The 13,945-nt window shown below is 57.1% G+C and carries 13 protein-coding genes; 7 read left to right on the plus strand and 6 right to left on the minus strand.

The window, feature by feature from the left end; translation table 11 throughout:
• Positions 1-7: 7 nt before the first annotated feature.
• The 4 genes from DFR30_RS01255 to DFR30_RS01270 form a co-directional block, all read right to left on the minus strand.
• Positions 8-604, minus strand: a complete 597-nt coding sequence (locus DFR30_RS01255; protein ID WP_132970947.1) for an XTP/dITP diphosphatase — start codon at positions 602-604, stop codon at positions 8-10.
• Between the two features lie 179 nt (positions 605-783).
• Positions 784-1,500: a ribonuclease PH gene (gene rph / locus DFR30_RS01260; protein WP_132970948.1), complete on the minus strand. Its 717-nt coding sequence runs from the start codon at positions 1,498-1,500 to the stop codon at positions 784-786.
• A gap of 67 nt (positions 1,501-1,567) precedes the next feature.
• Positions 1,568-2,449 carry a PP2C family protein-serine/threonine phosphatase gene (locus DFR30_RS01265; protein ID WP_132970949.1) on the minus strand — a complete coding sequence of 294 codons (882 nt, stop codon included), beginning with the start codon at positions 2,447-2,449 and terminating at the stop codon, positions 1,568-1,570.
• Positions 2,446-3,390 (minus strand): serine/threonine protein kinase, encoded by a 945-nt coding sequence (locus DFR30_RS01270; RefSeq protein ID WP_132970950.1) that lies wholly within the window; start codon positions 3,388-3,390, stop codon positions 2,446-2,448. The genes DFR30_RS01265 and DFR30_RS01270 overlap by 4 nt, the downstream gene beginning before the upstream one ends.
• A gap of 104 nt (positions 3,391-3,494) precedes the next feature.
• Here DFR30_RS01270 and DFR30_RS01275 point away from each other — a divergent pair, with 104 nt between their 5' ends.
• The 6 genes from DFR30_RS01275 (at position 3,495) to recG (ending at position 10,293) form a co-directional block, all read left to right on the plus strand.
• A complete protein-coding gene (locus DFR30_RS01275) occupies positions 3,495-4,361 on the plus strand; it encodes a YicC/YloC family endoribonuclease (RefSeq protein WP_132970951.1) in 867 nt (288 codons plus the stop codon).
• Between the two features lie 149 nt (positions 4,362-4,510).
• Positions 4,511-5,134: a guanylate kinase gene (gene gmk, locus DFR30_RS01280; RefSeq protein WP_132970952.1), complete on the plus strand. Its 624-nt coding sequence runs from the start codon at positions 4,511-4,513 to the stop codon at positions 5,132-5,134.
• A 49-nt stretch (positions 5,135-5,183) separates the two neighbouring features.
• On the plus strand, positions 5,184-5,492 hold the full coding sequence (gene rpoZ / locus DFR30_RS01285) for a DNA-directed RNA polymerase subunit omega (RefSeq protein ID WP_132970953.1): 309 nt from the start codon (positions 5,184-5,186) through the stop codon (positions 5,490-5,492).
• Positions 5,493-5,636: 144 nt separating this feature from the next.
• Positions 5,637-7,802 (plus strand): bifunctional GTP diphosphokinase/guanosine-3',5'-bis pyrophosphate 3'-pyrophosphohydrolase, encoded by a 2,166-nt coding sequence (spoT, locus tag DFR30_RS01290; protein WP_132970954.1) that lies wholly within the window; start codon positions 5,637-5,639, stop codon positions 7,800-7,802.
• A 9-nt stretch (positions 7,803-7,811) separates the two neighbouring features.
• A complete protein-coding gene (locus DFR30_RS01295) occupies positions 7,812-8,198 on the plus strand; it encodes a RidA family protein (protein ID WP_132970955.1) in 387 nt (128 codons plus the stop codon).
• Positions 8,191-10,293 (plus strand): ATP-dependent DNA helicase RecG, encoded by a 2,103-nt coding sequence (gene recG, locus DFR30_RS01300; RefSeq protein WP_243640645.1) that lies wholly within the window; start codon positions 8,191-8,193, stop codon positions 10,291-10,293. Before DFR30_RS01295 ends, recG begins: the two co-directional genes overlap by 8 nt.
• Before the next feature lie 11 nt (positions 10,294-10,304).
• On the opposite strand, the gene DFR30_RS01305 is transcribed toward recG, so the two are convergent.
• Positions 10,305-11,807, minus strand: coding sequence for a hypothetical protein (locus DFR30_RS01305; RefSeq protein WP_132970956.1), 1,503 nt, complete (start codon positions 11,805-11,807; stop codon positions 10,305-10,307).
• A gap of 306 nt (positions 11,808-12,113) precedes the next feature.
• On the opposite strand from DFR30_RS01305, the gene ubiA reads away from it, so the two are divergent.
• The gene (ubiA, locus tag DFR30_RS01310) at positions 12,114-12,995 is read left to right on the plus strand and encodes a 4-hydroxybenzoate octaprenyltransferase (protein WP_132974334.1); all 882 of its coding nucleotides are present in this window, start codon (positions 12,114-12,116) and stop codon (positions 12,993-12,995) included.
• Here ubiA and DFR30_RS01315 read toward each other — a convergent pair whose 3' ends face one another.
• Complete coding sequence (locus DFR30_RS01315) at positions 12,996-13,940, minus strand: AgmX/PglI C-terminal domain-containing protein (protein ID WP_132970957.1); 945 nt, start codon at positions 13,938-13,940, stop codon at positions 12,996-12,998.
• Positions 13,941-13,945 lie beyond the last annotated feature (5 nt).

Consider the following 13,945-nt stretch of genomic DNA (forward strand, 5'->3'; position numbering starts at 1 on the left):
GGGTGCGTCAGGTGGCGCGCAACAGGGTAATTAATTGTTGCAATGCCTGGCCGCGATGGCTGAGCCGGTTCTTTACTTCCGGCGCCAGCTCCGCCGAGCTGCAGCTCTGTTCCGGGATGTAAAATACCGGGTCGTAGCCAAAACCGTTATCGCCGCGCGGGGTGTGCAGGATGGTGCCTTCCCAGGTGCCTTGCACAATGCGCGGGGTCGGGTCGGCAGCGTGACGCATGTAGACCATCAGGCACTGGAAGCGCGCGCCACGTTCGTTATCGGGTGTGTTTTTCAGGGCATCAAGCAGTTTCAGCAAGTTATCTTCGTCGCTGGCGCCTTCACCGGCATAGCGCGCGGAGTAGATACCGGGTGCCCCATCCAGCGCGTCGACTTCCAGCCCCGAGTCATCAGCTATGGCTGGCAGGCCCGTGTGTTGCGCGGCATTACGTGCTTTGAGGATGGCGTTTTCCACGAAGGTCAGGCCGGTTTCCTCGATGTCCGGTACGCCATATACCGACTGCGGCACCACTTCGAGATTACTGCCTTCCAGCAGTTCGTTGAATTCGCGCACCTTGCCGGTGTTGCTGCTGGCGAGAATGATTTTGTGGTTCATGGTTCAGTGTCCCCCGTCATTGCGAGCGCAGCGCGGCAATCTCTCTCAGCATGGTGCGAGACTCAAAAAGATTGCCGCGCTGCGCCCATAGAATCCCCACGGGCTTCATTACGGATACCTTACCCTTACGGGTCAAGGCATCGCAATGACAGTATTGTTGGTTGGGTGGACAGAGTTTGTCAGCCTTTCAGGGCAGTCTGCTGGATCCGGGTCAGTTCGCCAATACCCTTTTTTGCCAGAGCCAGCATCTGGTTCATCTCATCTTCCGTGAAGGGATGGCCCTCGGCGGTACCCTGCACTTCAATGAAGGCACCTGCATCGGTCATGACCACGTTCATGTCCGTTTCCGCATTGGAGTCTTCCGGATAGTCCAGGTCGAGTACAGGTGTACCTTTATATATACCCACGGATACCGAGGCCACCGAACCGCACAGCGGATTTTCAGTCAGCGTGCCATCCTCGACCAGTTTCCCGATGGCATCTGCCAGCGCGACAAAGCCGCCAGTGATACTTGCGGTACGGGTGCCGCCGTCGGCCTGAATCACATCGCAGTCGATGGTGACAGTGCGTTCGCCGAGTTTTTCCATGTCCATTACGGCGCGTAGTGAACGGCCGATCAGGCGCTGGATTTCCATGGTGCGACCGCCCTGCTTGCCACGTGCCGCTTCCCGGCCCATGCGTTGCGTGGTCGAGCGTGGCAGCATGCCGTACTCCGCGGTCACCCAACCCTGCCCCTTGCCACGCAGGAAGCCTGGCACGCGATCTTCGATGCTGGCATTGCACAGGACTTTGGTGTTGCCGAACTCGATCAATACCGAGCCTTCGGCGTGCATGGTGTAGTTGCGACGGATGGAGACCGGACGCATTTCGTCCGGCTGGCGTTTGCTGGGGCGCATGGAAGATCCTCGGAATCAAAAACTGGCGGCATTATAGCGAAGCCCGGGAACTTTGGGTGGTGTCTGGCTATTTCTTCATTTCCGAGGCGTATTCCAGCATGGCGCGATGGATATCCTCGATGGCCTGTTCCAGCTCATCCTTGTTTTCCGTTGATTCGGCTACGGGCATGTCGGGCGCGGTTCCATCCTGACCGGTTGCGCTGAATGACCTGTCTGCCGCAAGCCAGCGCAGTACGACGCCGCTGATATTGTCACTGTTCGGATAGCTGGCCGACTCCGCTTCCCCGGCAAGCTGGCTGAGGCTTTGCTCCAGTTCACCCGGGCCCTGGATGCTCACCAGCAGGGATTCAGGCACAGCAGACCAGAGGCCATCGGAGCACAGTAGCAGGATATCTTCTGCAGCCAGAATTTCCTGATCGAAGCTGATTTCGGGGAAGCGTGGCGAGCCGCCAAGGCAGCGATTGACACTGTTACGCAAGGGGTGGTTGCGCAGTTCTTCTTCGCTCACCAGGCCACTTTGGAACAGTTCTTCCACCGGGGTGTGGTCACGGGTGCGTTTGAATAATTCGCCTGCCCGCAACAGGTAAAGACGGCTGTCGCCGACGTGCGCCCAGTAGGCCGTATCATTCTGTACCAGGCAGACCACGCAGGTGGTGCGCGGTGTAATGGGCGGGTTGTGGCTGCGGCCAGTATCTACAACATCGAGATGAGCGGTATGTATGGCCTGTTTCAGGAACGCCTGCGGGTCGCTAACAGGCAGGCTGGCGCGCTGGAAACTGCGTGCCAGGCTGTCAATGGTGGTTTGCGCGGCAAGATCACCACGCGCGTGGCCACCCATGCCATCCGCGACCACCAGCAGGACATGGCCGGGTTTCTTTTCCACCAGGCACCTGTCCTGGTTGCTGGAACGGTTTCCCAACCGGCTGGTGGCTGCGACCAGGGTTTTCATGATGAAGACCTGCCCAGTAACGCACTGGCGAGTCGGCCAATGGCCGAACGGGCAGGCTCTGGTGCGGTGTCCGCGGTTAATGCCGCGCGAAATGCGGCGATGCTTTGCGGTCGCAGCGTTGGGTCCAGATCCATTGCCCAGTCGATGGCACGTAGCAAGTTGTCTGAATAGCGTCCACGGAATGCGATCTGGGCGGATTTCAGGGTGTCGCGCTCGCGGCGGTGTTTGGCGTCCAGCGGTGCGTGGCCCTCAATGCAGGCACGCATGGTGGCGCCCAGCGCATAGAGATCCGTCCACGGGCCGACATAGCCCTGGTTCTGGTATTGCTCGGTGGGGGAGAAGCCCGGGCTGATGACTTGCCCCGGTTGTTCCTGCCGGCTCTGGGGGAAACCGTGGACTGCGCCGAAGTCCAGCAATAGCGGCTGGCCGCCCCGGCAGATGTGAATATTGCCTGGCTTGATATCCAGGTGAAGCAAATCATTGTTATGGATCAGTTCCAGGCCATCGAGCAGGGGTGGGAACACCGTGCGCAGGAAACGTTCACTGAGGCCCCTGCCACGCCGTGCTTGCAGGTAGTGTTGCAGGTTTTCGCCAGCCTGGTACTCCATCACCATGTATACTGTGCCGTTGGCCTGGAAGAAGCTGAACACGTTGACAATATTCGGGTGCTTGAGGGTGGCCAGGGTGCGTGCCTCCTGGAAAAACAGCTTCCGGCCGCGCACAAAGCGTGCCTCAGTGTTTGCGTTGCGTGCCTGCACATGGCCATCACTGCCTCTGCAGGCCAGTTTGTTGGGGATATATTCCTTGATCACCACGCGCTGGTTGTCGCGCAGATTACGGGCAAGATAGACCACGCTGAAGCCACCACCACCGAGCGGTCTTTCCAGCTTGTAGCCATCCAGGCATGTACCAGGTTTCAGACTGTCTAGCTTTTTACCCATGATCCTCTAGACTGTGCGGGCAGAATCTTTGTCGATGTGAAATCATCCACAAAAACATATTGTTGCGAATCAAGTATAGCGGCAGAGAATGGGAGTGACTTGAGATGATACGCAGTATGACCGCGTTTGCCCGGGTGGACGGTGAAGTGGAGGGCGCAGAGCTGGCCTGGGAGCTGCGCTCGGTGAATCACCGCTATCTGGAGTGCTTTGTCCGGCTGCCCGAGGAATTGCGCGCGCTGGAGCCTAAAGTCCGTGAGCGGGCCAGTGCGCGGCTGGGGCGCGGAAAGCTGGAATGCGTACTGCGTCTGCGCCTTTCAAGCCAGGCGGCTGCGGCACTCGCGCTTGATGATGAACGGCTGCATGCCCTGCTTGAGGCTTGTCGTGAGGTGGAAATACGCTCGGTAGAGGCCAGCTCGCCTGGTGTTATGGATTTACTGCGCTGGCCGGGCGTGGTGAAGGAGGCGGAACCTGACCGGAAACCGGTACAGGAGAAGGCGCTTCTGTTTTTTGAAGAGGCACTTGATCAGCTGATTGCGACACGTGAGCGTGAAGGTGAGCAGATCCGTCAGTTACTGCTGACGCGGCTTGATGGTATCGATGAGCAGGTGCGCAAAGCGCGCCAGCGGTTGCCCGAAGTGCGCGATCGGCTGCGTGAAAAACTGCTGGCGCGGCTGGAAGAATTACAGGTCAGGGTGGATAACGACCGCATCGAGCAGGAGCTGGTGATGCTGGCGCAGAAGATGGATGTGGATGAAGAGCTGGATCGTCTCGAAGGCCATGTTGCGGAAACCCGTCGCGTACTGGAACGTGATGAACCGGTTGGTCGGCGACTGGATTTTCTCATGCAGGAGTTCAACCGTGAGGCAAACACCCTGGGTTCGAAATCGGCTGACAGCGATACCACGGCGGTTGCCGTTGAGCTGAAAGTGCTCATCGAGCAGATGCGCGAACAGGTGCAGAATGTGGAATAAACGGTCATAGTTGAATGAACAGTCATAGCGGAAGTCAACCGTCATACCGGCGCAGGCCGGTATCCATCTCCCTTCCCTGAAACCACTGGATTCTGGCATGCGCCAGAATGACGAAGAATGAATACATCAGATAAAGGACCAGCCCGGCTATGTCACAAGGTACGCTTTATATAATCTCCGCGCCTTCCGGTGCCGGCAAGACCAGTCTGGTCAAGGCCCTGCTGCAGCGTCTGCCGGATGTGGTGGTGTCGGTATCCAATACCACCCGTGCGCCCCGCCCCGGGGAGCAGGACGGGGTGGATTACCACTTTACTGACAAGTCCGAGTTCGAGCGGCTGGTCGAAAACGGTGAGTTTCTCGAATATGCGCAGGTGTTCGACAACTATTACGGGACCCGCCGTGCCACGGTGCAGAAGGAACTGGAGGCCGGGCGCGATGTGATTCTGGAGATCGACTGGCAGGGTGCGCGTCAGGTGGCCAGTGCCGCACCGGAGGCGGTCAAGGTATTTATCCTGCCGCCCAGTTCGGCGGCGTTACGCGAACGCTTGTCCGCGCGCGGGCAGGACAGTGAGGAGATTATCGAGCGACGCATGCGCGATGCCATCAGCGAAATGTCGCACTATGATGAGTATCATTACCTTATATTTAATGATGATTTTGATATTGCGGTCGATGAGTTGCAGGCAATTTTCATCAGCCGCCGTTTAAGGCTTGAAGTACAACGTGAGCGGCATGCCGGCGTTCTGGCGGGATTGCTGGAATCAGGTGGCTGATTCGCGTACACTTGCGCGTCCTTATTAGCGAATATCTGGCAAAAACAGCATGGCACGAGTTACCGTAGAAGATTGTCTCGACAAGGTTGATAACCGTTTTCAGCTGGTTCTGGTGGCGACCAAGCGCGCGCGCCAGCTGGCCAAGGGCGCAGAGCCGTTCGTGGAGTGGGAGAACGACAAGCCCACGGTAGTGGCGCTGCGCGAAATTGCCGAAGACTACATCACACCGGCCATTCTCGACGAAAAGCCCGAGGATACCGAAGCTGCAGAAGTGGAAATGGGTGAAGCCCTGACCGCCGTGGACGAGCAGGGCGAGGCAATGGCTACCGCAAAGCCGACGGACACCCCCGAAGCCTGATCTCCCGCAACAATCAGAACGTACTACAAAAAAGCCGCAGCGGTTCACCCGCTGCGGCTTTTTTGCGTCTGTCGCCGTGCAGGCGCGGGATATTTCGCCTATGATCTTTGCGCGATAGTTCAACCGGGAAACGACAGACGATAAATGGCGAGCACGCTGACAAAACCGGTACCTGATGCACAGCGCTTCCTGATCAGCGACCTGTGCGACCTGTTAGAAACCTATCTTGATAAAGAGCAGGTCAGCGAGGTGTACCGCGCCTACCTGATCGGCGCCGAGGCGCATGAGGGTCAGCACCGTAAATCCGGAGAGCCTTATATCTACCATCCGGTAGCGGTGGCACGCATCCTGGCCGAGATGCACATGGATCCGCAGAGCATCATTGCCGCGATCCTGCACGACGTGATCGAAGACACCGCTATTGCCAAGGAGACTATCGAGAAAGAATTCGGCGAGGAGGTGGCGGAGCTGGTGGATGGCGTCAGTAAGCTCACCCAGATCAAGTTCGAAAGCCAGGCCGAGGCGCAGGCAGAAAACTTCCGCAAAATGATGCTGGCCATGGTGCGTGATATCCGCGTTATCCTCGTCAAGCTTGCCGACCGTTTACACAATATGCGCACGCTCGGTGTGATGCGGGCGGATAAACGCCGTCGTATTGCGCGTGAAACCCTGGAAATCTATGCCCCCATTGCCAACCGGCTGGGTATGAACCAGATCCGCCTGGAGCTGGAAGAGCTGGGTATGGCGGCGCTGTACCCGATGCGTTACCGCGTATTGTCGGACGTAGTCAAAAAGGCGCGTGGCAACCGCAAGGAAATTCTCAACAAGATCGAATCGGCTATCCAGCAAAGGCTCGACGAGGAAAAGCTCCACTGTCGGCTGCAGAGCCGTGAAAAGCACGTCTACAGCCTGTACAAAAAGATTCGTGACCGTGTTGGTTCGTTCAACGAAGTGTTCGACGTGTATGCGTTCCGTATTATCGTCGACAGCGTGGATACCTGTTACCGCGTGCTGGGTATGATGCACAATCTTTATAAACCCGTGCCCGGAAAGTTCAAGGACTACATTGCCATTCCCAAGGCCAACGGCTACCAGTCCCTGCATACTGTTTTATTCGGCCCCTATGGTGTGCCGGTCGAAGTGCAGATTCGTACCGAGGACATGGAGCGTGTGGCGGAATCCGGTATCGCTGCACACTGGTTATACAAGAGCAGTGAAAGCTCCGTTGGCGCCAATAATGCGCAGACACGGGCACGCGAGTGGTTGCGTGAACTGCTTGAAATGCAGCGCAATGCCGGTAATTCACTCGAGTTCCTGGAGAACGTAAAAATCGATCTGTTCCCGGACGAGGTCTATGTGTTCACGCCGGCCGGCGATATCCTTAACCTCAAGCGTGGCGCCACGGCAGTAGACTTTGCCTACGCCGTGCACACCGATGTCGGCAACACCTGCATTGCTGCCAAGATCGACCGTCGTCTTGCGCCGCTGCGTACTCCGTTGCTGAACGGACAGACAGTTGAGGTGATCACTGCCGCCGGAGCGCATCCCAACCCGGCCTGGCTGAATTTTGTAGCGACCGCAAAAGCGCGTTCCAATATTCGCCATTACCTGAAAAACCTGCAGAATGACGAAGCGGCGCAGCTGGGTAAACGCATGCTCGACAAGGCATTGCAGGGGCTGGGCAGTAGTCTGCAGGACATTCCCGGGCCAGAGTTGTCGCAGGTTACCGAAGAATTCGGGTTTGAGTCCTGTGATGCGTTGTGCGCGGATATCGGCCTGGGCAATCGTGCTGCCATGCTGGTCGCGCGTCGTCTGGTGCCGGCCGAAGAAGGTGCCGAAGTGCCGGTGCCGGATGACAAACACAGCCGGCCACTGGCCATACGCGGTACCGAAGGTATGGTTGTACACTTTGCGCGCTGTTGTCGGCCTATCCCCGGCGATAACATCATCGGTTTTATCAGTGCGGGCCGCGGGCTGGTGATCCACACTGAAACCTGTAATAACCTGACGGATTACCGCAGTCGTCCCGACAAGTGGATCGATGTCGAGTGGCAGCCCGGTATCGAGGGTGAGTTTCCGGTAGAGGTGCGTGTTGATGTCAGCAACCAGAAAGGTGTACTGGCAACAATTGCCGCCGAAATATCAGAGCTGGAATCGAACATCGAAAATGTCTCGATCGAGGAACGTGACGGTCTGGACACTGCGCTTGATTTTACCCTGACGGTACGTGACCGTCAGCATCTGGCGCGTGTCATGCGCGGTATCCGCAAGTTGCCGGCGGTTATGCGCATCACGCGCACCAAACACTGAGGAGACAGTATGCAACGCAAGGTGATTCATACCGACTCGGCGCCGCAGGCGATCGGGACATACTCACAGGCTGTGCAATGTGGGAGTACAGTTTACCTGTCCGGACAGATACCGCTTGTTCCCGAAACCATGGAGATGGTTGATGGCAATATAGAGGCACAGATCCGTCGTGTGTTCGACAACCTGTCCGCAGTGGCAGAAGCAGCCGGTGGCAGCCTTGCGGATATAGCCAAACTGAATATTTTTCTTACTGACCTGGGGCACTTTCCGCTGGTGAACCAGGTCATGGCAGATTATTTCCAGGAACCTTACCCGGCACGTGCTGCCGTGGGTGTGGCAGCGTTGCCCAAGGATGCGGCAGTTGAGATGGATGCGGTACTGGTACTGAATGGCTGAAACACGGGCAAGGCAGGAAGCTATGCTCGACGAAACACCGGTTGTTACACTACGTGGCGTTGGGCCAAAGTCGGCAGAAAAGCTGGCAGCGTTTGGTATCGAAACGGTCCAGGATGTATTGTTCCATTTGCCGCGTCGATACGAAGACAGGACTCGTGTGGTGCCACTCGGCGGACTGCGTCCCGGTGATCATGCGGTAGCGGAAGTTAGCGTCGACCTGGCAGAGGTCAAATTCGGCCGACGGCGTAGTTTGCTGGTCCGGGTCAGTGATGGAACCGGGTCGCTGATATTACGCTTTTTCCATTTCAGCAAGGCTCAACAGGCCGGTTTCGAGCGTGGTGTGCGCCTGCGCCTGTACGGTGAAGTGCGGCGCGGACCGGCTTCACTGGAGATGGTGCACCCGGAATATCAACGTCTTGCTGAAGGCGACAGTCTCCCGACCGAAGATCGTTTAACGCCGATATACCCGACCGGTGACGGCATTCATCAGTTGACCCTGCGCAATCTCAGCGATCAGGCGCTGGAAATGCTTGATGATGACAATCTCCCCGAGTGGTTACCGGGTACGCTGCGTGAATCAATGGGGCTTTCGGACTTGCGGGCTGCGCTGCGCTACGTTCACAGGCCGCCGGTTGGAGCTGATCTCGCCGCCCTGGAGGCGGGTGTCCACCCGGGCCAGCAACGTCTGGCATTTGAGGAAATGCTCGCACACCATCTCAGTCTGCGCGCCGTACGGCAGCGCGCTACCCGCCTGCAGGCCCCGCAGCTGGGTGAAGGGGATGCGCTGATGCAGCAGTTTTACCAGCAGCTGTCATTTACCCTGACCGGTGCACAGCAGCGCGTCGTAGAAGAAATTCTGCATGACCTTGCGCAGCCACATCCCATGATGCGACTGGTGCAGGGTGATGTTGGCTCCGGCAAGACCGTTGTTGCGGCTGTTGCTGCCGTGCGCGCACTGGCCAGCGGGTACCAGGTTGCCGTGATGGCACCAACCGAACTGCTGGCGGAACAGCACTTTGATAATTTCCAGCGCTGGTTCGATGCGCTGGGTATTCGCACGGGCTGGTTGTCGGGGCGTGTTAAAGGGAAAGCACGTCGCGAGCTGATGGAAGCGATTCAGTCGGGTGAATTGCAACTGCTGATTGGTACACACGCATTGTTTCAGGATGATGTGGTATTTGGCCGGCTGGGACTGGTCATTATCGATGAGCAGCATCGCTTTGGCGTGCACCAGCGTCTCGCGTTACGCGATAAGGGGCGTGAGAATCGCCTGGTACCCCACCAGCTGATTATGACGGCAACACCGATTCCGAGGACGCTGGCCATGGCCCTGTATGCCGATCTCGACAGCTCGGTTATTGACGAGTTGCCACCGGGACGCACACCAGTGCAAACCGTGGCGCTGGCAGAAAGTCGTCGTGCAGAAGTGGTGCAGCGGGTGCAGGAGGCCTGTCGCGACGGTCGTCAGGCCTACTGGGTGTGTACGCTCATCGAGGAGTCCGAGTCCCTGCAATGCCAGGCTGCAGAAGATACAGCGGCGCAATTGGCCGAGGCATTACCGGAACTGCGTGTCGAGCTGGTTCATGGTCGATTGAAAGACACTGACAAGGCGCAACGCATGGGCGCTTTCAAGCAAGGTGAAGTTGATCTTCTGGTAGCGACGACAGTAATAGAAGTCGGTGTCGATGTGCCCAATGCTTCATTGATGATTATTGAAAATGCAGAACGCCTTGGTCTTGCCCAGCTACACCAGTTGCGCGGGCGGGTTGGGCGTGGCAGCGCGAAGAGCAGTTGTGTGCTGCTGTACAAGGGTCCGCTTTCACAAATGGCGCGTGAGCGGCTTGCCGTGTTGCGCGAAACCAGTGACGGGTTCGAGATAGCACGACGCGACCTGGAGTTGCGCGGTCCCGGTGAAGTGCTGGGTACGCGCCAGACCGGTATGATGCAGTTTCGTATTGCAGACCTGTTGCGGGATCAGGCGCTGGTGCCATCAGTGGAGCGGTCGGCAGTCTGGTTGTTGCGGCAGGCGCCTGGCCATGTGGCACCGATTATTCGTCGTTGGCTGGGGCATGCGACCCGCTACGCGCAGGCATGAATATACCAGCATCATGCCTGCGCCTTGTGCTCTTCCGGAGGTTTGTTGAGCCACGCACAGTTTTGCTCGTTAATCATTGCGTGTGCCCGGTGCGCCAGTGACTGGTCAAGTTCGGCGGCGCGCTGCAGTGCCTGGCAACCGGTCCGGGCACGTCCGGATTCGATCAGACGTCGTCCACAGGAAAAGTTCAATGCGGGGTCATTGCGATTACTCTCGCAAACAGACTGGCAAATTTCTGCAAGCTCATCCATGTCGACCAGTTGTTCAGCCAGTTCTACGTAGCGCATGGCAGGCTCGCCGTGCAGCACCTGTTCGGCGTGCTGTTGCCGGAGTTGATTGAAACGCTTCAGATCGTGCTGGAACCTTGCATGGTGTTCGTCCCACTCTGACTGAATGCGGATTTGCCAGGCCCGGTCGAGTGCTTTCAGGACGTTGCCAGGGACAAGGCCATTGATGGCAGGTGTTTCCGGCAGACCTGACCAGGTCAGGCGCTCAAGCCTCAGCCCGGCCAGCATGTCACGTACTTCACGGTTATCGTTGTTGCTGGTTTGTGCCTGCAGCAACCAGCGGTTGGCGGTGTCACGGTTAAGTGTTTTTCCCAGCAGCAGTTCAAAATGACTGAACGGCTTTACGACCGGTGACGGACAGCGATCGGCCGCTTTCATGACCATGGGCCAGTACTGGCGTTGCAGGAACAGTCCGGTCAGTATCTGGGCGGCCAGCAGCTGCTCAGCCTGCTGTTCGTCGGTGTGCTCAGCAACCCACTGCCCGGCATCCTGCTGAAGTTCTGCGCGCATTTCCTGGCCGAGAAGATGGTTCAGTGAATCCAGTCGCTGCAGTACCGGCAGGAACAGGCGGGCAAAAAGAGATGGACGATTTTGAAGCGCCTCAATGACCTGCGGCCAGTCTTCACAACGGCGAATGATCCAGCCGCGCAGGCCATGTTGTTTGCGAGCATGGGCGGCAACAGCACCTGCAAGTGCCAGCCGGAACAGGTCGCGGGACAGAAAGAACAGCAGGGGGGCGCCAATAGCCAGGATGGATTTATGACCGAACGGGATGACAGTATGTGGCACCTGGCGGATAGAAAGCCTTGCTTCATCAGTAAGGATGACCAGGTCTGGCGCAGGAGTATCAAAATGTGAAGTACGGCGCTCCAGCATGGAAAACAGCTCCGGGCAGTCCTGCTCTTCGAGATGGACACCTTCAGACTGCCTGGGGCGGGTAAGGTACTGCTGTATGGCTACCCAGCCGGAAACCAGTGCCAGTGCACAAAGCGCTTCGGTGAAAAACCAGTCGAGTGGTCCATTGATATGGTTATACAGCCATATTGCCGAAAGTGATGCGCTGGACAGCGTAATCGCTGGAGAAAGTAACATCAGACTGGCTGCGCCATTAAGTAGGCCCAGAACGGCCAGCCGCAGGGCCGGATTTCGATCGAGGACACGCTTTGCACGAAGACCGAAAGAGTGGGATACGTGGTGAGGTGAGTTGTTGAGGGCCTGATAGTGCATGATGATTCCCTGCCTTCTGGTTTCAGGTGATCAGCATGCGCTGCAGGCGACAGAGATTCCGCGATAGGTGTCACACCGGAGTGGATGGAATATGTGAGGTGTGTCCCAGCTTTCCAGGTTGGCGGCTGACGCAGTCACGCGTGGGTCAAATATGCAATAATCATACTTTTATCGGAGCCTTGTATGCCGCGCAGGCCATGGGCAATCTGGGGGGCGTCGTTCCGTGTTGGCGGCAAGCCATTACTTGTCAGCGAGATTTTCTTACCCGGGATCGGTGCGGAGTAACTAACCGTGAAATCAGGCAATATCAGGGAACGCATGGAGCAATATGCAAGGCTGATGCGGCTCGACAAGCCCATTGGTATTTATCTGTTACTGTGGCCGACGCTGTGGGCACTGTGGATTGCAGGTAAAGGCAAGCCTGACTTGCCGGTGGTGGGTGTTTTTATCCTGGGTGTTGTACTGATGCGTTCAGCGGGCTGCGTTATCAATGATTATGCGGACAGGAATATTGACCCGCATGTGGCGCGCACCTGTAACCGACCCATTGCCTGCGGCAAGGTAACGCCGCGTGAGGCACTGATTCTGTTTGCGGTGTTGTGCATGCTGGCCTTTGTTCTGGTGTTGTTCATGAATACACTGACCATATACCTGTCATTCGTTGCTGTGGCGCTGGCGGCACTATATCCGTTTATGAAACGTCATACGCATTTGCCGCAAGTTGTGCTCGGTGCTGCATTCGGCTGGGCGGTGCCCATGGCCTTTGCGGCGCAAACCGGCGAAGTGCCACGTGTTGCCTGGTTACTTTTTGTGGCGACGGTGTTGTGGACGACGGCCTACGACACCATATATGGCATGGTTGACCGCGAAGACGACCTGAAGGTAGGTGTGAAATCGACGGCTATCCTGTTCGGAGATTCAGACCGGCTGTTGATCGGGATTTTACAGGTACTGGCGCTCGGAGCGCTGGCGCTTGTCGGGCAGGCGGCATCGTTGGGCGGTTATTTTTATTTTGGTCTTGCACTGGCCGCCGGCCTTGCCCTGTACCAGCAGTATCTGATCCGGGAGCGTGAACCCAAAGCCTGCTTCAGGGCGTTTCTTGATAACAACTGGTTTGGTGCAGCGGTCTTCTCCGGTATCGTACTGGCCTATCTTGCCGGTGCGGGAGTGGTTAACAGCACCCAGTGATCATGCGGGCAAGAAGTCGATTGGGTAAGTAACCGTAACATCACCGACCTGCTTGGCACCGAAGTTAAACATTTTTATACGCCTTAACAGTTTCTGTTCCAGCTTTGCATCACCCAGTTCACTTGAGACCAGCTTTATACCGGTGATTTTTCCGGAAGGAGCTATCGTAAGACTGATAACCATTTTTCCCTGCAAGCTCGGGTCCTTGCGCAAAGCGCGATTATAGAGGCTGTAAATCGCCCCCTTGTTGCGGTCAAAGACAATCTGGATATCTTCATAGCTGCGCGAAGCAGTACGGCTGTTGCGCTGTTTCTTGTTGAGTGAAGTTTTTGCTATCGAGCTTTTGACTTCCGTCGCTGTGCGTGACGCCAGCTTCGTAGAGCCGGTATCACGGCTAAGCCTGGAGGTGTTGATACCTTTACTGGCGCTGCCCACTTTTGAAGTGATCAACGAACGTTCGGTCTTGCGTGCCGTTGTAGCCGTGCTGCTTACACGCCTGGCGCCGCGCAGTTCATCAACAGACTGGTCACGCAGGTCGGAGAGCGAGTCTTGCAGCGCCAGCAGGCCTGCACTGGACGCCTTCTTGCGTGCCTGCTCGAGTGCGTCGACCTTCGGCTTTTTCGGGGGCTGTTTTTTGACCACTTTGGTCGGCGGTCTTTTCTTTGCCTTGACCTTCTTTTTCACGGGGTCGGGTTTTTTCCTGACCACTTCGGGTTTAGGTTTGGGTTTAGGTTTGGGTTCGATGTGTTTCTCGAAAACCAGTTTGGCGACACGCGGTGGAAGCTCGACCTCATCCTCGACCGGTTTCTTGAACACTGGCAAGTAAGGGATGGCAATCGCCAGTACAACCGTCAACACCAGGGTAATAGTGAGGGCCTTGCGGAAGCGTCGTTCATCTTCCGCGGAAATCGACCAGGGCAGTGAGAGTGAGTGCGAATAGACCATGTCTT

Origin of the sequence: Thiogranum longum, from assembly GCF_004339085.1 — a bacterium.
Taxonomy (GTDB): Bacteria; Pseudomonadota; Gammaproteobacteria; order DSM-19610; family DSM-19610; genus Thiogranum; species Thiogranum longum.